The 22,903-nt window shown below is 29.4% G+C and carries 25 protein-coding genes and 1 other annotated feature (1 of these 26 cut by a window edge); of the genes, 1 reads left to right on the top strand and 24 read right to left on the bottom strand.

The features are described 5' to 3' along the window. Nucleotides 1-189, bottom strand: a binding site (T-box leader); it reaches 47 nt to the left of the window's first position. 97 nt (nt 190-286) lie between these two features. The 24 genes from Ccar_RS00375 to Ccar_RS00260 form a co-directional block, all read right to left on the bottom strand. Next, a complete protein-coding gene (locus Ccar_RS00375; protein WP_007064515.1) occupies nt 287-1,309 on the bottom strand; it encodes an AI-2E family transporter in 1,023 nt (340 codons plus the stop codon). Then, complete coding sequence (locus tag Ccar_RS00370) at nt 1,296-1,802, bottom strand: PRC-barrel domain-containing protein (protein ID WP_007063737.1); 507 nt, start codon at nt 1,800-1,802, stop codon at nt 1,296-1,298. Before Ccar_RS00370 ends, Ccar_RS00375 begins: the two co-directional genes overlap by 14 nt. Before the next feature lie 120 nt (nt 1,803-1,922). Beyond that, complete coding sequence (gene nifU, locus Ccar_RS00365) at nt 1,923-2,351, bottom strand: Fe-S cluster assembly scaffold protein NifU (RefSeq protein ID WP_029161411.1); 429 nt, start codon at nt 2,349-2,351, stop codon at nt 1,923-1,925. Between the two features lie 5 nt (nt 2,352-2,356). Continuing rightward, a complete protein-coding gene (gene nifS / locus Ccar_RS00360; protein WP_007063739.1) occupies nt 2,357-3,559 on the bottom strand; it encodes a cysteine desulfurase NifS in 1,203 nt (400 codons plus the stop codon). Beyond that, the gene (locus Ccar_RS00355) at nt 3,552-4,007 is read right to left on the bottom strand and encodes an RrF2 family transcriptional regulator (RefSeq protein WP_007063740.1); all 456 of its coding nucleotides are present in this window, start codon (nt 4,005-4,007) and stop codon (nt 3,552-3,554) included. The genes nifS and Ccar_RS00355 overlap by 8 nt, the downstream gene beginning before the upstream one ends. Nucleotides 4,008-4,098: 91 nt before the next feature. After that, entirely contained in the window at nt 4,099-5,478 is a 1,380-nt protein-coding gene (locus Ccar_RS00350) for a vWA domain-containing protein (RefSeq protein WP_007063741.1), read from the bottom strand. Nucleotides 5,479-5,505: 27 nt separating this feature from the next. After that, nucleotides 5,506-6,657 carry an AAA family ATPase gene (locus Ccar_RS00345; RefSeq protein WP_007063742.1) on the bottom strand — a complete coding sequence of 384 codons (1,152 nt, stop codon included), beginning with the start codon at nt 6,655-6,657 and terminating at the stop codon, nt 5,506-5,508. 73 nt (nt 6,658-6,730) lie between these two features. Continuing rightward, nucleotides 6,731-7,528 carry a hypothetical protein gene (locus Ccar_RS00340; RefSeq protein WP_007063743.1) on the bottom strand — a complete coding sequence of 266 codons (798 nt, stop codon included), beginning with the start codon at nt 7,526-7,528 and terminating at the stop codon, nt 6,731-6,733. Nucleotides 7,529-7,666: 138 nt separating this feature from the next. Continuing rightward, the gene (locus Ccar_RS00335; protein WP_007064518.1) at nt 7,667-8,932 is read right to left on the bottom strand and encodes a replication-associated recombination protein A; all 1,266 of its coding nucleotides are present in this window, start codon (nt 8,930-8,932) and stop codon (nt 7,667-7,669) included. 16 nt (nt 8,933-8,948) lie between these two features. Beyond that, nucleotides 8,949-9,743, bottom strand: coding sequence for a hypothetical protein (locus Ccar_RS00330; RefSeq protein ID WP_007063746.1), 795 nt, complete (start codon nt 9,741-9,743; stop codon nt 8,949-8,951). A gap of 106 nt (nt 9,744-9,849) precedes the next feature. After that, nucleotides 9,850-10,347: a flavin reductase family protein gene (locus Ccar_RS00325; RefSeq protein WP_007063747.1), complete on the bottom strand. Its 498-nt coding sequence runs from the start codon at nt 10,345-10,347 to the stop codon at nt 9,850-9,852. A gap of 23 nt (nt 10,348-10,370) precedes the next feature. Further along, the gene (locus Ccar_RS00320) at nt 10,371-11,144 is read right to left on the bottom strand and encodes a histidinol phosphate phosphatase (RefSeq protein ID WP_007063748.1); all 774 of its coding nucleotides are present in this window, start codon (nt 11,142-11,144) and stop codon (nt 10,371-10,373) included. Between the two features lie 178 nt (nt 11,145-11,322). Beyond that, complete coding sequence (locus Ccar_RS00315) at nt 11,323-13,326, bottom strand: methyl-accepting chemotaxis protein (RefSeq protein ID WP_007064519.1); 2,004 nt, start codon at nt 13,324-13,326, stop codon at nt 11,323-11,325. A 376-nt stretch (nt 13,327-13,702) separates the two neighbouring features. Continuing rightward, complete coding sequence (locus tag Ccar_RS00310; protein WP_007061403.1) at nt 13,703-14,317, bottom strand: hypothetical protein; 615 nt, start codon at nt 14,315-14,317, stop codon at nt 13,703-13,705. Between the two features lie 151 nt (nt 14,318-14,468). Further along, on the bottom strand, nt 14,469-14,804 hold the full coding sequence (hisE, locus tag Ccar_RS00305; RefSeq protein WP_007061404.1) for a phosphoribosyl-ATP diphosphatase: 336 nt from the start codon (nt 14,802-14,804) through the stop codon (nt 14,469-14,471). Nucleotides 14,805-14,832: 28 nt separating this feature from the next. Further along, entirely contained in the window at nt 14,833-15,177 is a 345-nt protein-coding gene (hisI, locus tag Ccar_RS00300) for a phosphoribosyl-AMP cyclohydrolase (RefSeq protein ID WP_007061405.1), read from the bottom strand. A 64-nt stretch (nt 15,178-15,241) separates the two neighbouring features. Continuing rightward, the gene (hisF, locus tag Ccar_RS00295) at nt 15,242-16,003 is read right to left on the bottom strand and encodes an imidazole glycerol phosphate synthase subunit HisF (protein WP_007061406.1); all 762 of its coding nucleotides are present in this window, start codon (nt 16,001-16,003) and stop codon (nt 15,242-15,244) included. 24 nt (nt 16,004-16,027) lie between these two features. After that, nucleotides 16,028-17,092: a histidinol-phosphate transaminase gene (gene hisC, locus Ccar_RS00290; protein ID WP_048029773.1), complete on the bottom strand. Its 1,065-nt coding sequence runs from the start codon at nt 17,090-17,092 to the stop codon at nt 16,028-16,030. A 90-nt stretch (nt 17,093-17,182) separates the two neighbouring features. Next, nucleotides 17,183-17,896 (bottom strand): 1-(5-phosphoribosyl)-5-[(5-phosphoribosylamino)methylideneamino]imidazole-4-carboxamide isomerase, encoded by a 714-nt coding sequence (gene hisA / locus Ccar_RS00285; RefSeq protein ID WP_007061409.1) that lies wholly within the window; start codon nt 17,894-17,896, stop codon nt 17,183-17,185. Between the two features lie 15 nt (nt 17,897-17,911). Then, the gene (gene hisH, locus Ccar_RS00280; RefSeq protein ID WP_269819733.1) at nt 17,912-18,523 is read right to left on the bottom strand and encodes an imidazole glycerol phosphate synthase subunit HisH; all 612 of its coding nucleotides are present in this window, start codon (nt 18,521-18,523) and stop codon (nt 17,912-17,914) included. 10 nt (nt 18,524-18,533) lie between these two features. Further along, nucleotides 18,534-19,118 (bottom strand): imidazoleglycerol-phosphate dehydratase HisB, encoded by a 585-nt coding sequence (gene hisB, locus Ccar_RS00275; RefSeq protein WP_007061411.1) that lies wholly within the window; start codon nt 19,116-19,118, stop codon nt 18,534-18,536. Between the two features lie 36 nt (nt 19,119-19,154). Next, the gene (hisD, locus tag Ccar_RS00270; RefSeq protein WP_007061412.1) at nt 19,155-20,456 is read right to left on the bottom strand and encodes a histidinol dehydrogenase; all 1,302 of its coding nucleotides are present in this window, start codon (nt 20,454-20,456) and stop codon (nt 19,155-19,157) included. 50 nt (nt 20,457-20,506) lie between these two features. Beyond that, nucleotides 20,507-21,166 carry an ATP phosphoribosyltransferase gene (gene hisG / locus Ccar_RS00265; RefSeq protein ID WP_007061413.1) on the bottom strand — a complete coding sequence of 220 codons (660 nt, stop codon included), beginning with the start codon at nt 21,164-21,166 and terminating at the stop codon, nt 20,507-20,509. A gap of 28 nt (nt 21,167-21,194) precedes the next feature. Continuing rightward, on the bottom strand, nt 21,195-22,370 hold the full coding sequence (locus Ccar_RS00260; RefSeq protein WP_007061414.1) for an ATP phosphoribosyltransferase regulatory subunit: 1,176 nt from the start codon (nt 22,368-22,370) through the stop codon (nt 21,195-21,197). Between the two features lie 222 nt (nt 22,371-22,592). On the opposite strand from Ccar_RS00260, the gene Ccar_RS00255 reads away from it, so the two are divergent. Continuing rightward, on the top strand, nt 22,593-22,796 hold the full coding sequence (locus tag Ccar_RS00255) for a cold-shock protein (RefSeq protein WP_007061415.1): 204 nt from the start codon (nt 22,593-22,595) through the stop codon (nt 22,794-22,796). The last annotated feature ends 107 nt before the right edge of the window (nt 22,797-22,903 follow it).

The following is a 22,903-nucleotide window of genomic DNA, read 5'->3' as shown; positions in this document are numbered from 1 at the left end:
AAAACGTTTTAATTTATAAATACATGAAAATTAAAACTTGAGTTCAGTAATCACTTCTTAAAATAAAGCTGTGTCTCTTTAAAGCTTATGACTCCTGGACTGCTTCAGTATATCCTACAAGAAGTTTTCACCTTCCACTTCTTCTCTTTATGTAGAAATATAAATACTCCTTCCAATCATTGCCTTCATATCTAATTATGATACAAATTATAATTAAAAATAATTCATATGTCAACAGTATCAGCTAATAAATCGCAAAATTTACATAAATTAGAATTACACTTATTTAAAATAAGTAATAATTCAAGTCTTCATAAATTACCTTTATCATAACTCCTACTGGAATAGCAAGTATCATTCCTAGAAAACCGGCAATCTTTCCACCTACTACAAGTAATATTATAACCATAAGTGGATGCATATTTACACTATCCCCTGTAATTTTAGGTGATAATATATTACCTTCTATTTGTTGTAATAAATATAACCATATCAATACCCACATAGCTTTTTGTGGCGATTTAATCAGTGCTATAAAAATTGCAGGCACAGCTCCAAAAACTGGTCCAAAATAGGGTATTATATTAAAAAAGGCATTTAGTATGGATAAAATTATAGGGAAATCTATATGTAGAAATATTAAAATTGCAAAAGTTACAATTCCAATAAATGCACATAAAAGCAGCTGACTAACTATATATCTACCTAATATTTTATCTATATCCTTGCTTATTTTTTTTACCATATTCCTGCTGTTAATTGGAAAAAAATTTAATAATTTATTTGCTATATTGTCTCCATCTGCTAAAAAATAATAAGATATTATAGGTATAACCGCAATAGATACTATATTTTGACCTATATTTAAGGCTGAATCAAATATTTTTGAAAATAAACTAATTAATTGATTATTTATCTTTATGGATACATTATTCATTACTGCATAAATGGTTTTATTGTTACTTATAGGCTTTAACTTTAAATATAAATTATCTATAATTTTCTGTATTTTATCTATTGTATAACTTATATTTAAACTTTCCTTAAAAGCAGATGGTACAATTAGCAAAAAAATTGTCATTGTAATTAATATTAAAATGCATATGAGACTTACTGCTGCAAATTTTTTTCTTATTCCATTTTGCTCCATATATTTATTCATTGGTCTTAAAGTATAAGCAATTATAAAAGAAATGAACAGTAAATATATTGCTTCTCTAATAGCAGAACTTCTTAAACATAGAAGTATTATTAAAAATACAATTATAATAGTTAATATGTACTTATATATTCTTTTAACTTTTTTCATTCAAATCATCTTCCGTAAACAATTTATGTGGTAAACTACAAAAACTTAGGTTTTCACTTCTTCCATTAAACAACAAACTTTCTTCTCCTATTAAAATATCCTTAATCAATATTATTTTCTTACCAGATAAAAAATTAGTTATAAAACCCATAGATACTACTAATGAACTTATTTTGAAAGACATTTTATCAAATATTATATCTTCTACCATACCCAATATATTGCCTTTTTCATCTCTCACATCCATATCTTTAATACTTTTAAATTGCAAAAAATCTGCTGAAGTTGTTTTTGTAATAACCATTACCGAATTAAAACTAACTACATCTTCTATAAGTACATTTAAAGTTTTTTTCAATAGCCCATATGGAGCAATACTAAATCCTATTATCTTTTTCATATAAAAATCTACAAGCAAATCATTTATAAATCCGAGTTTTTTGCCATTTACATTTATAACATCCATAAGTGTAAAATCTTTTGATCTATACAAGTTTCATCACCTCTATTTATAATTAAGTTATAAAACTTGAATAACTTCCTTTGCTGTATTTTGTGCAATGGCAAAAAAAATATAACCTCAAAATAAGGTTATATTTTTATAAATTATATTTTAATTTCCGTGCACATGTTCATGAATAGTTTCTGAATGTGTCTTCATTGCCCAAGGTTCCAATCCTTGAGATTCTCTATAATTATTTATAGCTTTATGAATAGCTTCTTCTGCAAGAACTGAGCAATGCATTTTTACTGGTGGAAGTCCATCTAAAGCTTCAGCTACTGCTCTGTTAGTTAATTCCCAAGCTTCATCAACCTTTTTTCCTTTTATAAGTTCTGTAGCCATACTTGAAGATGCTATAGCTGATCCGCATCCAAAAGTTTTAAATTTTACATCTTCAATTATATCATTTTCAACTTTAATATATATTTTCATTATATCTCCACATTGTGGGTTTCCAACTTCTCCAATACCATTAGCATCTGGAATTTCTCCTACATTTCTAGGATTTCTAAAGTGATCCATAACTTTTTCACTGTACATCATATTTATCTACCTTCTTTCTTTGCATTTTCTGTTTTTATAAAATCTTCCCAAAGTGGTGACATTTCTCTTCTTCTTTCAACTATTTTAGGTATTACTTCTAGTGCATAATCTACTTGTTCTTCAGTAGTTCCTGCGCCTAAGCTTAATCTTAATGAACCATGAGCTACTTCATGTTTTAAACCTAGTGCTAAAAGTACATGAGATGGATCTAATGATCCTGATGCACACGCACTTCCTGTAGAAGCAAATATACCTGCATCATTTAAATCTAATAATAAAGTTTCTCCTTCTATTCCAATAAAACTTACATTAACATTTCCAGGCATTCTCTTTTCACCTATTGGTCCATTAACTTTAACATAAGGAACCTTTTCTACAAGACCATTTAAAAGCTTATCTCTAAGTTTAGTTAATCTCTTAGCTTCTGGTTCTAATTCTTCTACAGCAATTTCTATTGCTTTACCAAGACCTACTATTCCAGGTACATTTTCAGTAGTAGCTCTCTTTCCTCTTTCTTGTGCTCCACCATGAATTAAATTTTCTATTCTAGTTCCTTTTCTTAAATATAATGCACCTTCACCCTTAGGTCCATAGAACTTATGTCCAGCTAAAGACAATGCAGTTATATTCATAGCTTGCACATCTATCTTCACATGTCCTACAGCTTGCACTGCATCAGTATGGAAATAAATATTATGCTCTTTACATATCTTTCCTATTTCTTCTATAGGTTGAATTGAACCTACTTCATTGTTAGCAAACATTACTGAAACAAGTATAGTTTTATCTGTAATTGCTTTCTTTAAATCTTCTATTCTTATAAGTCCATACTCATCTACTGGTAAATAAGTTACATCAAAACCACTTTTCTCTAAGAACTTACCTGTATGTAATATGGCATGATGTTCTATTTTTGTAGTTATTATATGATTTCCTTTGTTTTTATTTGCAAAGGCTATACCTTTTAATATCCAGTTATCACCTTCAGAACCTCCTGCAGTAAAGAATATTTCATCTTTAGAAGCATTTAGTGCTTTAGCTACTCTTTCTCTTGCTTTATCTATAGCCTTTCTAGGCGCATCTGACATTGAATATAATGAGGATGGGTTTCCAAAATATTCTGTAAAATATGGAAGCATCTCCTTTAGTACCTCAGGCTTTGTATAAGTAGTAGCTGAATAATCCATATAAACATTTTTATTCATTAATATTATCCCCTTTCACCTTGTTACTTTTCATTTTTTTATAATCTTCTACCATGTCTTCAAGAGTGGTAGCTTTCATAACACTATCTATACTTTCCTTTATTCTTGACCATAAAAGTCTAGTAGCACAACAATCCATATTACCACAAGAATTTTCATTGTGTTCATCTATACATTTAGATATTTCTACTGGTCCTTCTAATACTTCCATTATTTCAAACACAGTCATATCCTTTGGCTCTCTTTCAAGTACATAACCGCCTTGAGCTCCTCTTATGCTTTTTATCAAATTTGCCTTCCTAAGAGGTGAAAATAATTGCTCTAAGTAGTATTCAGAAATATTCTGTCTTTCTGCTATACTTTTTATGGATGATGGTCCTTCACCATAGTGAACAGCCAAATCAACCATAGCTTTTACTCCATATTGTCCCTTAGTTGATAGCTTCACTTAACCACTTCCTTTAATGTTGAGTATTTTACTATGCTTTATAAATATATAATATCAAACCAGAGTAAAGTTGTCAACAATAAACTTTACTTTATTTTTGCCATTCTACAAGCATATCTTTCATAGTATCTTTAGCATATGTGGGATCTGGTTTTTCCACTTTTATATTTGATAATCTTTTTACTTCACCATATGAGTTATTTAATGATAAGCTCTCCCCCTTTCCTGTAATTACCCAAAGTGTTTTATAGTTTATAGGCATACAGGTAAGCTCTTTTTCTCCAACCCCATCTGTGAAGTATATAAGCAGATGATTCCTCATTCTATGACTATAAATATATTCAAATACAGGAGAATATGAAGTTCCACCTCTAGTATCTAGCTTTTTTCTTATATCTCTTTTATTTTTCACCTTATACACTCTTCTTATTTGATTGTCACATTCTATAATCGTTATTTCTGAAGGATAACTTTTTATAATATTAAAAACTTCTGTCATTATTTGATCTATCTCTCCATCTGTTATACTGCCGCTTATGTCTATTGCTATAATTATTTGAGCTATGTGATTATTAAGCTTTCCTCTCAATTCCAATCTATATGGTTGCCTTCTATCTTTTCTTGTAATAGTTTTTTTGTGACCTGATGGTAATGTTCCTATAATCTTTTTTAAATAATCTTTCCATGATATTTCAGGTATTTTATTTAGATCATCAATTATTTGTTGAATCTCACTAGGAATTTTTCCCTTGTTAGCATTATTAGCTACTTTTTTTATAAGATCCTTTAATTGTTCTAAATTGAGATCATCCTCTGAATACCACCATAAATCATGAGCATGAGCACTATCATGCTCCTTTTTTACTAATTTACTATTTTTATCATCTCTATTTTCAATAATTTCTTTACCCTTATTGGATTTTAATTTATCTATACCCTTTTGAATTTCTTTAGCATAGTATTCCATATTTTCATTAGGTTTTAAATCTATATTATAAGTAAGACTTACATTAGTTAAATTATCGGACCAAGCTGGAAGTTTATCTATGTACTGATTAATTGATACATCCATAGCTTTGCTTATAGCTACAGAACTATATTTTCCTCTTATAGATTTAGCTCTTTTTAAATGATTGTTCATGATATGGTAGATTTCATGTTTTATTAATGCTTTCATCTCTTCAATAGAACATTGTAAAAAAATATAAGGATTAAAGTATATATTAAAATGCGTTAACGATGCCATATTACCCACTGCTGTATCTAAATCCAGTCTTATTTCTCTTTTCATTTGAACTGTAAAAAGAGCAAAAAAATTATCCTTATCCTGCATCATAGAAAATGTACAAAGTTCTAGTAATTTAAAAAAATTTTCTTTAAATTCTTTTGTTAAATTAGGCTTGTTGTCCCACTGAATTACTTCATTTAATAATTTAATTCTCAAATCCTCAAACTTATTAACTTCCTCCATTTAAATCACCCTTTTTCATTCAAATTTCTAAGAATTTACCATTTCATATACATCAAAGTATCCTTCTACAAAAGATGGCTCTTCTAAAAATTCCTTATATAAACTATCTTCATAATTCCATTTTATTTCTTGCATTATACTCATTTTTAAATCTGCAGGATAACATTGCAATAATTCTGATAATAACCTAATCTCTCTTTTTCCATGTTCTTTATTATTAAGATAATTCAATGCATTTTTAGCAGTAAGATATAATCTAGAATGGCTTTCACTTTCTATTCTTTCTTTCAGCTCATCACTTATATTCTCATCTATAAATATATTTTCTGGCTTTATTAGAGGATTTTTATTATTTTCTAAATAATTATAAAAATCTTGAGCAATGCTTGCACCCAAATTTCCCTTTACAACATTATAAAATATTCTAGAAGGTATTTCATTTTTACTATTTAAGTAGACTCTATAAGCTTTAGACACTCTTTCCCAGCTTCTTGGGGTAGCCTTTATGTATTCTTTTGAATTTGGAGTACTCAAATATTCAGGAAAGTTTGCTATAAACTCCAATACTTCTTCATGTATGTTAGTTTGTCCATTTTTATCGTTCTTCTTCATTCCCCACTGAAGCCATGACCTGGCATCTGCTTCCATTTCAATCCAAACAAATCTATCTTCTTGTGCAGGATCCATATCTACTACCTGGTAATCTGTATTGGCAAAATTATCATATTTATTAGATGGATTCATAGCAGCTATAACTTTTACATTATCATGTAACCTATACCCATTTATTTCTCTGTTTAATATTATATTCATAAGCTCTTGCTGTACACTATGTTCACACCTATTTAGTTCATCGATGAACAACAATATTTTTTTGTTGGGATCCTTTTTCAAAACATTGTGTATTTCTAAAAGTTTTGTATGTATTGCGTATACAGTCTTTTTTCTTATTTCTACATTTCCATCCACATTTACCTTATATTCTTCAACTGTAGGTAACCCTCCAATTTCGCCCTCCTTAAGCATATTGCCATCTATGCCTATACTATAATAATTATGCATTTGTGCTAAACTTTTAACCAGTGCAGTTTTTCCTATACCACTTTCACCTACAATCAAAGGTACTGAGTCACTTTTAATAACTAATTCTACTGTTAATAGTGCATCTGTAAAATTCATTTTTATTTCCCCTTTCTTTTATTCAAATTTTCATATCATACTTGATTTTGTAACGTGGAAATTAACATTTTAATTAAAGATTATTTGATATTGAAAGCTTATAATCTAAAAGTGTAGCTTTAGCCTTCATGCTGCCATATTTATATATAAATTTAATCTTATCAATTTTTAAAGTACTATCTTTTATAAAATCTATAATATAATCCTTATTAACATCTTCTTTTTTAATTTTATCTTTAATAATTTCTTCTATATCAACTTGAGAAATTTTATTTTCTACATACTTTAGGACCTTAATATTATCTTCAATAAAATTCTTCCACGTTTCTTCTGTTATATTTTTAATAAACGTTATAGCCTCTTCATTTTTAGACACAGCTATTCTTTGAACTTTCATAGATGGTTCTTTTATATATTTTATGGCATTCCATTCCATTTCAACTGCTCTAACTTTTACTTTCTCCGTTGGTTGTTCTATATACTTAATAGAATCCCAATCTTTTTCCACTGCCATAATTTGAATTTCTTCAGGTGGATCCTTGTAAAATTGAATAGCCCATCCTTTTTGCTTTATAGCCTTAACTAAAATTTCTTTAGATGGATTTTTAATATATTTAATTGCATTCCAAGCTTGTTCCACTACAAAACTGCACATTTCCTCTGTTGGTTCCTTTATATATTCAATAGCCCACTTATTGGACTTTAAGGCTTCATATTGAATTTTAATTGTAGGGTTTGCTATATATTTTAAAAGCATGCCATCCTTTTTTATAGCTATCATTTGCATTTCCTCTGTAGGATTATCAATAGACTTTATGTAATACGGATTATTTATAAGTACTTTCAAAATATCTTCTTTTTCATTATTCATGTAACCTCTCTCCTATCTTAATATGTTTACAAAATAGCAAAATAATCATTGTTTGCCATTTTACATTTATACTTTATTATTTTAAAATCTTTTTATACAAATGCATTTAAACTGTAAAAATTGAACAATCATGCTTCCTTATTTTTCTTTAATTTTATCCCAATATGCTTTGCTTATTTGCTCCATTTTATTATTACCAAAGCTATAATATTGTTTAGTTTTTACGTTATCTGGGAGGTATTGTTGTTCTACATAACTATTTTTATAATTATGCGGATATTTATAATTTTGCATTCTTCCTAAGACTTTTGCACCTTCATAATGTCCATCTTTAAGATATAAAGGTATTTCTCCAACATCCAAGGTTTCTAAGTCTTTAAGTGCAGAATCAATAGCTAAAATTGCTGAGTTAGATTTAGGTGCTGTAGCTAAAAGTATAACAGCCTCTGAAAGTGGTATTCTTGCTTCAGGAAATCCTAATTGTAATGCTGAATCAATACAAGCTTTCACTATGGATATAGCTTGAGGATAAGCAAGACCCACATCCTCCGAGGCAATAACTAAAAGTCTTCTGCATATTGAAGCTAAGTCTCCTGCCTTTATAAGCATTCCAAGATATAATATTGCTGCATTTGCATCGCTGCCTCTTATAGATTTCTGAAATGCACTTAAAATATCGTAATGACTATCTCCATCTCTATCATAATTTAATATTTTTTTCTGTGAAAACTTTTCTACAGAATCCACTGTAATATGAACTTTATCTTCTCTTAAAGAATTAGAATATAATATTAACTCTAATATATTTAAAGCTCTTCTCAAATCGCCTTCACATAGTTCTCCCATATAATCTAACGCTGCTTCATCATAGCTTATAATTTTCCCAGGAAAATCATCTTTGATAAGTTCCAATGCCCTTTTCAAACCTTTTACTATATCTTCCTTAGTAAGCTTCTTAAATTCCAATACTATAGATCTACTTAAAATAGCTTTAAATATATAAAAATATGGATTCTCCGTAGTACTGCCTATTAATGTTATTTGCCCGTTTTCAATAAATTCTAATAAACTTTGTTGAATTCTTTTAGTAAAATGATGAATTTCATCTATATAAAGAATTACACCATTATATCCCATTATGGTATTTAAATCCTTTATGATATCCTTAATATCTTTTAAGGAATCTGTCGTAGCATTTAATTTATAAAACTTTTTTCCTGTAGCAGAAGCTATTATATTAGCTACAGTAGTTTTTCCTGTACCTGGAGGTCCATAAAAAATCATGTTCATTAGATGACCTGAACTTATCATATCTTGAAGTATTTTTCCTTCTCCTAATAAATGTTTCTGTCCTATTACTTCATCTAAATTTTTAGGTCTTATTTTATTGGCTAAAGGATTCATATTATGTGTCTCTCCTCTATTTCTTATTGTTTTTTAGCAGAAATTTATCAACTGCAAAATCTATGACTCTCTCACTAGTTTTAGTAAGCTTCTTACCTTGTTTCGAAATCATATGAGATGTGCCTTTTATACCTGAAATAACTAGATTCTTTTTATAATTTTCTGCAAACTCTCTTATCTGTTTTCTTGTGGCTCCTAATTTTATAGCTTGATTAATAGCTCTTTCATAAGTCCATTTGTTTTTATCTACATTATCCTCTATTGCTCCTCCTACAAATTCCATAGTCAAATCAATAGTACTTCCAACCATATCCCAAGGTGCCTTTATTCCATTTATAATCAAAAAAGCTTTTTTATGAAATTTTATGGTCTCTGCTAAATTAAGCCAAACATAAATATTCTCTGGACTCTTTTTCACTAATTCTTGTACCTTTTCAATATCAGATACTCCCGAAACTAAATCATCTATTGCTGTTGCTATTGGAAGTTCTTCAAATTCTTTTTTTACCTTTTGAATATTATTTAAATCTTTAACTTCTTCTTTTCTTTTTACTTTTGAAATTTCAACTTGTTTTTTTAGCTCCTCTGCTGCTTTTTTTCTTCTTTCACTTTCATTTATTTTTTCCTCTTCTATTTTTTTCTGTATATTTTCTTTTTTTATTATAAGATGTGCTCCTTTTTTATCATCTATATTTTCAAGTTTCTTATTTAAACTTTTAATATTCATTTCCAAATAACTGCACTTTATTTTTTCCTTGGTAGAACTCGCTATAATATTGCTTATTTTTGACACTTTCTTTATAAGGCTCATAATATCACTCCTTGTATAAATAATAATATTATCATTTATTTTTAACAAGCAATTGATATAAAATAAAATATCAAGAACTATTTAGCTCTTGATATTTATCATGATTTTATTCACCCTTATAGCAATTTACAATTTCTCCATAATATATAGTATGATAATTCTCACCATTATAAATTTCCTTCTCCGTATTTTTATCCATAGAATCAGAACTTATAGTATTTTTATATAAAATCTTGCATTCATATTGCATTGCCTTACATTTTATAACCGGAGTAAAGGTACTTTTACCTTCTTCTACTTGTAAATTACACTGCTTAAATTTATCTATATCTCTTCCTGATTTTGAACCACAAACAGCTAATGCTTCTTTCATAGCGTCGTTTAGTGGAATTGTTACAGTAAATTCTCCTGACTTCTCTATAAGCTCTCGAGTATATCTTGATTCCCTAATCATTACTGTGAACACTGGCTTTTTCCACATAAATCCAATACTTCCCCAACTTATAGTCATAGTATTTAACTTATTTTCACTTTTACAAGTTAAAAATGCTCCACCCTTATGTAAGCATTCCATAGCCCTATCTAAATCATTTGTAAAATCCATAGTTTATTCCTCCTCGTATTAACTTATTGATCTTTTTCATACTCTTTCTTTCTTTCTTTAAAATATACTATTTTTAGATCACACAATTTAGCAATGTCTTTTGCTGCATTAAAATTACTTCCAATAGACAGTGTATTGTGGGCATCTGAACCAATAGTTATATTTTGTCCACCAAGCTCTCTAAATCTTTTATAAATAGGTATTATGTTTTTTACTGCATTTTCATCATTAAGCCTTCTAGTATTAAGTTCCATACATTTATCTGTATTTATCAAAACCTTTAATATTTCATCAATAATATCTGAGTATTCCTCATAATATATTTCCTTATCTTCATATTTAGCATACCTTGAAATATAATCTATATGTCCCATACTATCTATAAAATCATAGGTCTTTATAGATTCCAACATGGACATAAAATACTTTTCATATGCTTCTCTTTTATTTTTTCCTTTATAATATTCTTCATAATAAATATCTAAATTATTCACTAAATGTACAGATCCTATTATATAATCAAAAGGATTATTCTTGGCAACCTTCTTACTTTCTTGAATACAATCCTTCTTCATTCCAATTTCAACGCCAAGTAAAAGATCTTCACCTCTATATTTATCATACTCTTCAAAATATTGTGCTGCATCAAAGCAAAACAGCCCTTCCTTAGGAAATTTTAAATCCATGTGCTCAGTTATTATCATGGATATATTTCTACTTTTAGCACATTTTATAGCATCTTCTATTTCCATTTTTGAATCTGAAGAAATTTTTGTGTGTATATGAGTATCAAACATTTTAAATACCTCCTTTTATTATAAAAACATAACCACAATAGACATTGCAATCACTGCTTCTTTCATAAAATTACACTTTAATTAGATTTTACACTTTCATATAAAAAAAATAAAGCGAAATAATATGAAACATTTAGCCAGTGATCAATTTTCACTGGCTAAAATCTAGAATAAAATTTTAATTAATTTTAAAGTTTTTAACTGCAGCATTCAGTTCGTCTGTTAAATTGCTTAATTTTTCTGCTGATGCTAGAACTTCACTAAGTCCACTAGCTTGCTCTTGTGATGATGCACTAACTTCTTCTGTAGATGCTGCCGTGTCTTCAGCAATTCGAGCTAAACCTAAAAATGCTTCTACTATATTTTCTCTATCTTTACCAACACCTTCTAATTCACTGCTTACTTTTTCTATGCTGCTTCTAAGTATTTTTGAATCACTCTCAATATCCTCAAAGGATGAATTAGTTTGATGTACACTCTTTCCTGTTTCTATGCCTATTTCCGTAGAATAATTAATTTTATTTAAAACAGCTTTTACACTGCTTCCAATTTTATTTACTATAGCATTAATTTCTTCTGCTGATTGTCCTGATTGCTCTGCTAATTCTCTTACTTCTTCTGCTACTACTGCAAAACCTTTTCCAGCCTCACCAGCTCTAGCTGCTTCTATACTAGCATTTAGTGCAAGTAAATTAGTTTGTTCTGTTATTTGTTTTATAGTTTCCGTTATCTCATTAACCTTTTTAGAATTTTCAGCAAGCACGTTTACTTCTTCTAAAACTTCTTCATTGGATTTAGCTGTTTTATCAAAACTAACCACCAACTTATTTATATTTTCTAAACCCTTTTCTGTAGAAACTTTAACTCTACTAGAAGCTTCTAGCATATGTTTTGAATCCTCCAAACATCCTTTTACTTTTTCTCCTAAAAGTTCAGCCAGTTTAGAGCTATCTTCCACATTTTGTGCTTGATTTGAAGCTCCATTAGCAATACCTTGTATTGATTTAGCTATCTCTTCTCCTGCACCAGTAGATTGTTTGCATATATTAACCATAGCTTCTGTAGATTCTTTTATACGTTTAGAACTTTCTATGGTTTCTCTAATTATTTCTACTACCTCACCTATCATTAAATTCAAAGATTTTGTTATAGAATGTATTTCTGTACTACACTTTACATCTTCATCTATTTTTTCTGTGAAATCTCCCTTACTAAGCTTAATTAAACTTCTTTCAATATTCTCTACAGGCTTAGTAATAGATTTAGAAAATAAGTTTCCAATTACTACTGCTAAAATGATAACTATTAATCCTATAATAACTATCATTTTTAGAATACTATTTATTTTAGAATTAAACTCTGTTTCAGGTATAAAGCCAAGTATTTTCCAGCCAGTTTCAGCATTTTTCAAACTATATACAAAATAATTTGTACCATTTATTTTTTCAAATACTCCTGTTTTTCCTGAATTAACAACATCGTTTATCCACTTTTGATCTTTAGAATTTTTTCCAATAAGAGAAGAATCCTTATGTGCTATTATTGTTCCTGTTCCATCAACTACTGCTGCGTAACCTGAATCACCTATTTTTGAATTAGCCACTTGTTGAGCAATTTGAGTAAGCTTTATATCTATTCCAGCTACTCCTATAACTTGTCCACTAGTATTGTCCTTAACTGACTTTACATAGCTGACTACATATTGTCCTTTATTAAAGGCATCTTCATAAGGATCTGTAAGAAATATTTCTCCATTTTTGGATACTGCTTGTGGATACCATGGTCTCTTTCGTGGATCATAACCCTCTGGCAAATTCTGCTTAGGCTGTACGAGCATTCTTCCATCACTTGCACCTAAATAGGCTGCACTTACTTCCTTATGACTTTGCGCATAAACATTGTTAAAATCAAGAATTGAGTTGGCAGCATTAGTATCTTTAAGAACATTTTGATTATTAGTATTCTTAGATATCATGTCAACTGACTCCTTGCTGCTTTGATCCACAGACTTAATTGTTTCATCTATTTTTCCAAGAGTAGTGTATAAATAATCATTAAACATATTGTTAAAATTTTTCTTTACGTAATAATAATTAAAAAAAGCTATAATACATTGAGGTATTATTGCCATAAAAATTAATATTGCTATAATTTGCGTGTGAAGCTTCATTTTTCCTTTCATAAACCTTACCCCCCATGATATTAATTATTAAACAAAATTCTTATTTAATATAAACCTAATGCGACACAACTTTTTCAGAGGACAGAGGACAATTGACAGAGGACAGTGAAGGATGATTTTTTTCCGCTTTGCTACGAAAAATCTTTAATTAAATTTTTAATGACTCGTTTCACTAAAGTGAAACATTGTTGACTTGTATAAATTCCAAGCTTCTTTTGCGTTAGAAAAACAAGCTTTAAAAATAAATTAGTTTTCCGACGTAGGGAGGAAAACTTACCTTCACTGTCCTCTGTCCTCTGTCAATTGTCCTCTAAAAAAATGCTTCGCATCTTTTTAAACCGTGAATTATAGTTACTACTATAACCATACATACTTTTTACTCTTCCTTGGAGTCTATGTACATACACACATCAGCAAAATTTGAAATTAAATCAGCAATTCTTTGTACCATTTCTTTAGTATCATCCTTTAATAAATCTACTGCTAACTCTTCATTATGTGATATGAACTGATATACATTTAAAGTTATATAGTCTCTAATTTTAAAATATAAGTAGTCTTCCTCTAAAGCAATGATCCTTTGAGGTAGTTCTGTAATAGATGTATATCTTTCTATAAATGCTAAATCATTTTTATCTAAACTTTTGCCATTTTCAAACATTATTTTTTCATTTTCTATAATAGTTTCAGACTGTTGTTCTATATAAACAATAATATCATTAATCTTGCCTGGTTCGGGAATTTTTTCTTCTTTTCCCCATGCATACATAAAATCCAACTCTTTGTTCCAAAGGCTTCTAAAATAAATAAGCTCTGACTCCAAATAAATTGAATATTCTTTTTCACTTTTTATTTTTTCTTTTTTATCTCTTAATGTATTATAAATACTTTCATGCCAATAACTTTTAGCTGTTACTATTGGCTTTGCCGCCAATTCTACTAATTCTGATATTATTTCATTTTTATCTTTATTTTCAGAATTTCTTGCCATTTATAATTCCCCCTACATTAATATATATTTTTATCGCCATATTTACATAATATCACATTTTTTGAATTATCGGATGATTTTTTATTTTATTTCTAATAAAATTTTATGACCTAAGATTTTATACTCAATCTTAGGTCATTAGCATTAATTCCTAATGTATACTTTGAACTTCTTTTCTTTCCGGTTTTTTGTTGCATATTTTTTGTCTTCTCTTTTCAAGTTCTGTTGTTATGTCTTCTATTTTTATTCCTTGCTGCACCATTAAAACTACAACATGATAAAGCAAATCACTTATCTCATAGACTGTTTCATCTTTGCTATTATTTTTAGCTCCTATAATAACTTCAGCTGTTTCTTCTCCAACTTTTTTTAAAATTTTATCTATTCCTTCTTTAAAAAGATAACTTGTGTAAGATCCTTCTATTGGATTTTCTCTTCTATCCTCTATTATTTCATAAAGTTGTTGTACTATGTTCTTTAATTCCATTTTCATTTCCCCCTTTTAAATTATTTTTTTAAATGGAAACATTTCTATAAAAACAGGTTCTGTTACCTGTATGACAAGCAGCTCCTATTTGCTCTACTTTTATGAGAAGAGTATCTTCATCACAATCCACATAAATAGCTTTTACATATTGATAATGTCCTGATGTTGCTCCTTTGTTCCAAAATTCACTTCTAGACCTACTCCAAAACCAAGTAGTTCCAGTTTCAAGAGTCCTTCTTAAGGATTCTTCATTCATATAAGCAAGCATAAGTACTTCATTATTTTCAAAATCTTGAACTATTGCCGGAATCAATTCATTGCTAAAATTTAATTTTGTAAAGTTCACCTTATCTATTTTTTCTAACTTTTGCATAATGTTACCTCTTTGCTACAATAAATCTTTATAAGATTATTTCTTCAAATAACCAATATATAATTTAATCTCTTATTTCTATATTTTTTTTCTTTAAATATTCTTTAACTTGTTTTATACTTAATTCCCTATAGTGGAAAAGCGAAGCAGCTAATGCTGCATCTGCACCTGAATTAGCAAAGACTTCATAAAAATGTTCTAAAGTTCCACAGCCTCCTGATGCTATTACAGGGATGTTTACTGCATCTGTTATGGCCTTAGTAAGCATTATGTCATATCCAGCTTTTGTTCCATCTGTATTCATACTTGTTAAAAGTATTTCACCAGCTCCAAGACCTTCTGCCTTTTTCGCCCACTCTACAGCATCTAAACCTGTATCTATTCTTCCACCATTTATAACAACGTTCCAACCTGTTTTATCTTCCCTCAATTTAGCATCTATAGCTACTACCACACACTGACTTCCAAACCTATCTGCTGCATTTTTTATAAGTTCTGGATTTCTTATTGCTGCTGAGTTCACAGATACTTTGTCAGCACCTGCTCTTAAAATATTTTTAAAATCCTCTAAATCTCTTATACCACCTCCAACTGTAAGAGGTATAAATACTTTTTCTGCTGTTTTTCTAACTACATCTATCATAGTCTTTCTTCCTTCATGTGTAGCAGTTATATCAAGAAACACAATTTCATCTGCGCCTTCCTTGTTATAAGCTTCTGCTATACTTACAGGATCTCCTACATCCTTTAAATTTACAAAATTAATTCCTTTTACTACTCTGCCCATATTTACATCTAGACAGGGTACTATTCTCTTTGTAAGCAAAATTGTCACCTCTTTTCATACCTATTAAATCTCATCCATAATTTCCTGCAACTTTTCAATGAAGAAGTTCATTTCCTCATCTGACCCTATACTTACTCTTAAATAATTGTTTATTCTCTCTTTACTAAAATATCTTACCAGCACACTTTTTTCTCTTAACTTAGCAAACAAATCACTAGCAGCATAATCCTTATGTGTTATAAAAATAAAATTAGCCTTTGAAGGTACCACATTAAATCCTAAAGAATTTAATTTTTTTATAATTCTTTCTCTTGTGTTTATTACCTTTGTTACGCACTGTGTAAAATACTCTTTGTCCTTTATTGCTGCCACTGCTGCTGCTGCTGCCACCCTATCTATGGTATAAGAGTTAAAAGAATTTTTTACTCTATTTAACCCTTGTATAAGTTCTTTATTACCCATGGCAAAACCTACACGAATTCCTGCTAGTGACCTTGATTTAGAAAGTGTTTGTATTACCAAGAGATTATCGTACTCTTTTATAAGTCCAACTACTGAATTTCCACCAAAATCTATATAAGCTTCATCAATTATAACTACTTTATTAGAATTGTAATTTAAAATTCTCTTTATAGAATCTGTATCAAGACACCTTCCTGTAGGTGCATTAGGATTTGGAATAATTACTCCTCCATTTTTTTCTGCAAACTCACTAACTGGTATAGAGAAATCATCTTCTAATTTTGCAAGCCTATAATTTAAATTATATAACCCAGCATAAACAGGATAAAAGCTGTAACTTATATCAGGAAAGATAATAGTCTCATTAGTGTTAAAAAAAGTTAAAAATGAAAAAGCTAAAACTTCATCAGATCCATTACCTATAAAGATTTCATCTTTGCTTAAATTATAATATTCTGCAATAGCTTTTCTAAATTCATCACAATCAGGATCTGGATACAATCTCAATTCTCCATTAGCTGCATTTTTTATTGCTTCTAACACTTTAGGTGATGGAGGATATGGACTCTCATTTGTGTTCAATTTTATGTATTTTTTATCCTTAGGCTGCTCTCCGCAAACATAAGGTTCTATACTTTTCGTAATTTCACTCCAATACTTGCTCATAATTCAAAACTTCCTTCACTATTAATTATTGAATATTAACTTTTAACTTCTGATTGTCTATTTCTAATTAAATGCAGTTTTAACAAATAGTTATTTACAAATCTTTATAGCTTCTTCTAAATCTATGCTTCCAGAATATATAGCCTTACCTGTGATAGCTCCATAAATGCCCATTTCATTTATAATCTTTAAATCTTCTATACTTTTTATTCCACCAGAAGCTATTATATTGCAGCTTACACTATTTTGTATTTTGCCTAATTGTTCTAAATTAGGCCCTTGAAGTGTTCCATCTTTACTTATATCAGTAAAAATGATAGTTTTAACTCCTATTTTCTCCATTTCCTTTGCAAAATCTATGTAATCTATGCTGCTTATATTCATCCAACCATCTACAGCTACTTTTTCATCTTTTGCATCTATCCCTACTGCTATTTTTTCTCCATGTTTTTTAACTGCTTCAGTTACTAAATTAGGATTATTTAAGGCTGCTGTACCCAATATAACTCTGCTTATTCCCCTAGTTATGAGATAATCTATCTTTTCCATATCTCTTATTCCGCCGCCAACTTCTATAGGCAATTTCACTTTATCTATTACATCTAAAATTTTATCTATATTTTTCATAGAACCTTTAACTGCTCCATCTAAATCTACCATGTGAATATATTCTGCCTTGCAAGCCTTAAATTCCAATGCCGTTTCCACAACATCCTTAGCTACTACTTCAGAAGAATCCATTTTTCCTTGATATAACCTTACACATTTTCCATCCTTTAAATCTATAGCTGGAAGTATTATCACTAAAAACACCTCTTTCTAAATCAAACTAGCAAAATTTTTAAGAATTTTTATACCTACATCTCCACTTTTTTCTGGATGAAACTGTGCTCCAAATAAATTACCTTTGCTTACAACTGCTGGTACATCTATTCCATATTTGCTTGTAGCATTTAGTATGCCACTTTCTTCTATATCTGCATAAAATGAATGAACAAAATACACGTAACTTTCTTCATTTATTCCCTTAAGCAAAGCACATTGTTTTTCCATTTTAAGACCATTCCATCCCATATGAGGTATTTTTATGTCTCCATACATCTTTTTTATAGTTCCTTTAAAAAATCCTAAACCATCACAATCTCTTACTTCTTCTCCCTTTGAAAATAAAAGCTGCATTCCAAGACATATGCCAAGTGTAGGTATTCCTTTATCCACGGCTTCTTTTAAAGCCTTATCTAGAGATTTTTCTTTTAAATTCTCCATAGCATCGGGGAAAGCCCCTACACCTGGAAGAATAACACCGTCACTTTTTAGTATTTCTTCTATATTTGAAGTTATTACAGCTTTCTCACCTATATATTCTAAAGCCTTTTGAACACTTCTTAAATTTCCCATTCCATAATCTATAATTGAAATCAATATATTCACACCTCTTTCACTATAAGCTTCCTTTTGTGGACATAACTCCTTTTATTCTTTCATCCTTTGTGACAGCTTCTTTTAAAGCCTTACCAAAAGCTTTAAATAAAGCTTCGATCATATGATGACTATTTTTACCATAAAGTATTTTTTCATGAAGAGTTATGCCTGCATTAAAAGCCACTGCTCTAAAAAATTCTTCTACTAGCTCTGTATCCATTTCTCCAACCTTATCTGAATTAAATTCAGCATCAAATACTATATATGGTCTTCCACTTATATCCATAGAAACCATAGCCAAAGCCTCATCCATAGGAAGAAATACTGTTCCATATCTTTTTATACCACTCTTATCTTCTAAAGCCTTTTCTATGCATTTTCCAAAAGTTATACCTACATCTTCAACAGTGTGATGAGGATCTACATAAAGATCTCCCTTTGCTTTTATCTTAACATCCATTAATCCATGCTTTGACATAAGACACAGCATATGATCAAAAAACCCTATGCCTGTATCTATATCATATTTTCCACTTCCATCTAAATTTATATCTATACTTATATCTGTTTCTGAAGTTTTTCTATCTATTTGTGCTGTTCTCATCCTATCACCTTCTATGCTTAACTTTTTCTAATTATATTAATCTTCCATTCTTACTTTTATAGAATTTGCATGGGCTGTAAGCCCCTCAGTTTCAGCTAATTTTATAACCTTATCCCCTACATCTAACAAAGCTTCTTTTGAATATCGTATAAAACTGCTCTTTTTTACAAAGTCATCTACCGAAAGAGGTGAGAAAAATCTAGCAGTTCCACTAGTTGGAAGCACATGGTTAGGTCCAGCTATATAATCTCCCAACGGTTCTGGTGCAAAATATCCAAGAAATATTGATCCTGCATTTTTTACATCTCCTAAACTTAAAAATGGATCCTTTATACATAACTCTAAGTGTTCTGGTGCTATATCGTTTGACATTTCAATGGCTTTTTCTATGCTATCAACTATTATAATAGCTCCATAATTTTTAAGAGAATGTAATATTATATCCTTACGACTTAAATTTTCTACCTGTAGCTTTAATTGCGCTTTTACCTTTTCTGCTAAATCTTCTGACGTTGTTATTAATATAGCGGATGCCAGCTTATCATGCTCAGCTTGAGACATCAAATCTGCTGCTATATATTTAGGATTAGCATTTTCATCTGCTATAACTAATATTTCACTAGGTCCTGCTATCATATCTATATCTACATTTCCATAAACGCTTTTCTTAGCCATAGCCACATATATATTTCCAGGCCCTACTATTTTATCAACTCTCTCTATAGTTTCTGTCCCAAAGGCTAATGCCGCAACAGCTTGAGCTCCTCCTGCTTTATAAATCTTATCTACTCCTGCTATATCTGCTGCTACTAAAATATTAGGATTTATACTTCCATCCTTTGATGGGGGAGTTACCATAGTTATACTGCGAACTCCAGCCACTTTAGCTGGAATTGTATTCATAAGTACTGATGAAGGGTAAGCTGCAGTACCTCCAGGAACATATATTCCTACCTTTTGCAATGGCCTTATCTGTTGTCCCAGTACAACTTCCTTTTCATTTGTAATCATCCATGAATTTCTTTTCTGTTTTTCATGAAAAAATTTTATATTTTTTACAGCTAAATTTATAGCATCAATAAATTCTTTATCTACATTTTCATAAGCCTTATCTATTTCTTCTTTGGTTACACAAATGTTTTTTATATCTACATTTTTACTATCAAACTGATTTGTATAAGAAATTAAAGCCTCATCACCTTTTTCTTTTACATCTCTTAAGATTATTTCAACTTGCTTAGTTACTTCTTGATGTACTGACTCTTCTCTATTTCGCAAACTTTTTAAAAAATCTTTGCCAGCCTTTGTATTTCCATATATGGTATTTATAATACTCATGTTTATTACCTCCAAAGTCATGAATTAAAAATATGTTAAATTAGGCTCCATTATTCCAATACTAATTCTCCTAATTTCATTTCAGTTTGAAGTAAATCCACTATTTCTTCTATTTCCTTTTTCTTCATTTTCATACTAGCTATATTTACAACTAATCTTGCACTAATACTGCATATATCCTCGTACACAACTAAACCATTTTCTTTTAATGTATTTCCTGTTTCAACTATATCCACTATAGCATCTGCTAATCCTAATATTGGCGCTAATTCTACAGAACCTTCTATTTTTATAATTTCTACATCCTGACCTATTTTTCTAAAATAATTTCTAGCTACATTAGGATATTTTGTAGCTATCTTTTTTCTATTATATCCTTCATAAAAATTTGAGTTTTTAGGTCCCGCAACTGCAAATTTACATTTCCCGAATTTTAGATCCAACACTTCATAAAAATTTCTATTCTGTTCTAACAATGTATCCTTTCCAACTATGCCCATATCTACTACTCCATGTTCCACATATGTGAGCACATCTGGAGCCTTTACTAGAACAAAATCTATATTAAACTTATCATTATGGAATATTAATTTTCTTCCCTTATTCATTAGATCACTACAATCTATACCTGACTTATGAAATATATCTACAGCACACTTTTCAATTCTGCCCTTTGTTAAAGCTATTTTAATTGTTTTTCTATTTATCATGCTAAACGCTCCATTTCCACAATCTGTTCTAAATTATAATAAACTCCATTCCCTTTTCTTGTGCATATTCTTCAGCTTCTTTTTGAGAGTCAAATAAGCTTAATTCTGCAATACTACCATCTTCTCTAAGTTTTAAAGCCTTATCATAAGCTTTCTTAAAATCTGCATTCTTATAATAAATTAAAATCTTTTTCACTTTACTTTCATTAATTTGTCCACAATTCTCCAAAGCACTTATAATACTATCTACATTTACTGCAAAACCAGTAGCCTCTTGTTGCTCACCAAACTGTTTTATTAAGTTATCATACCTTCCTCCACTTAATATGTTTCCTCCAACACCTTCTGCATATCCTCTGAAAATTATTCCCGTATAATAATTTAAGTAATGTACCATACCTAAATCTACTGATACATAATCTCCTAATCCTGCATCCTTTATTATTTCATATACTGCTTTTATATCATTTATTGCTTCTAATGCTTTTTCATTATCTGTAAAAGTACAAACTACATCTAGTATGTCCATATTTCCAAATAATTTTGGTAATTCCTTTAATATCTTTAACGTGTCTTTATTCATACTGTTTCTATTTTTATCTAAAAACTCACTTAAAGCTGTAAAGTTCTTGTTTTCTATATATACTCTAAGTTTTTCTTTTTCTTCATCATCTATATTCACGTCTTCTATGATAGCTTTAAAAAATTCAGCATGACCAAGCTCTACTTTAAAATCCTCTACTCCACAATTTATCAAAGCTGTTATTCCTGTAATTATAGCTTCTGCATCAGCTTTTAAACTTTTGACTCCAATAATTTCAATACCAGACTGAGTAATTTCGCTATTTTTTCCATTTAAACTCTCATTTACTCTATATACATTTGATGTATAACATAATCTCAATGGATGGGTAACTTCTTTTAACTTTGTAGCAGCTATTCTAGCTATAGGGGTTGTCATATCCGGTCTAAGTACTAATATCCTCCCATGATTGTCAAATAGCTTATACATTTTTTCTTGAGCTAAAGTAGAACTTTCTCCACTAAAAACATCATAAAACTCCAAAGTAGGAGATTTAACTTCTAAAAATCCACTGCATGTATAAGTTTTTCTAAGTATATTTTCTATTTCTACTTTTCTTGTACACTCTTCAAATAATGTATCCTTTGTTCCTTCTGGAATATATCTCTTCCAACTTATCATATATTTCACTTCCTCGTTTTATTACGTTATCAATTTACCATGCTAAACTGTTAAATTTTTATAATGTTATTGTAACAACTTATATTAAAAAAATCAATACCTAAAAAAAACTTTTATTTATGCAAAGGATTTCACTTTTATAATTCTTCCGTATTATTAATTAAATAATGCACATAATAAAAAGACATAATAACTTTATTAAAAATTTGGAGGTTTTTTATAATGCTAACAGGTGTAGTAAAATGGTTCAATGATGAAAAAGGATTTGGTTTTATATCAGGAGAGGACGGGACAGATGTATTTGTTCATTATTCTGCTATAAAAGAAGAAGGAAAACGAAAAGATTTAAGTGAAGGTCAACAAGTTCAATATGATGTAATAGAAACACCAAAAGGACTGCAGGCTTCAAATGTTCAAAAAATGTAATCACACAATACATCAAAATAAAGGGATACTTCACACTTAGTATCCCTAAATTAACTTACATATGCTTAAAAGGATAAAGATCAAAATTCTTTATCCTCATTAATTTT

This window comes from Clostridium carboxidivorans P7, from assembly GCF_001038625.1.
Classification (GTDB): Bacteria; Bacillota; Clostridia; order Clostridiales; family Clostridiaceae; genus Clostridium_AM; species Clostridium_AM carboxidivorans.
The sequence above is the reverse complement of the archived record's forward strand: the minus strand, read 5'-3'. Positions and strand labels throughout refer to the sequence as shown.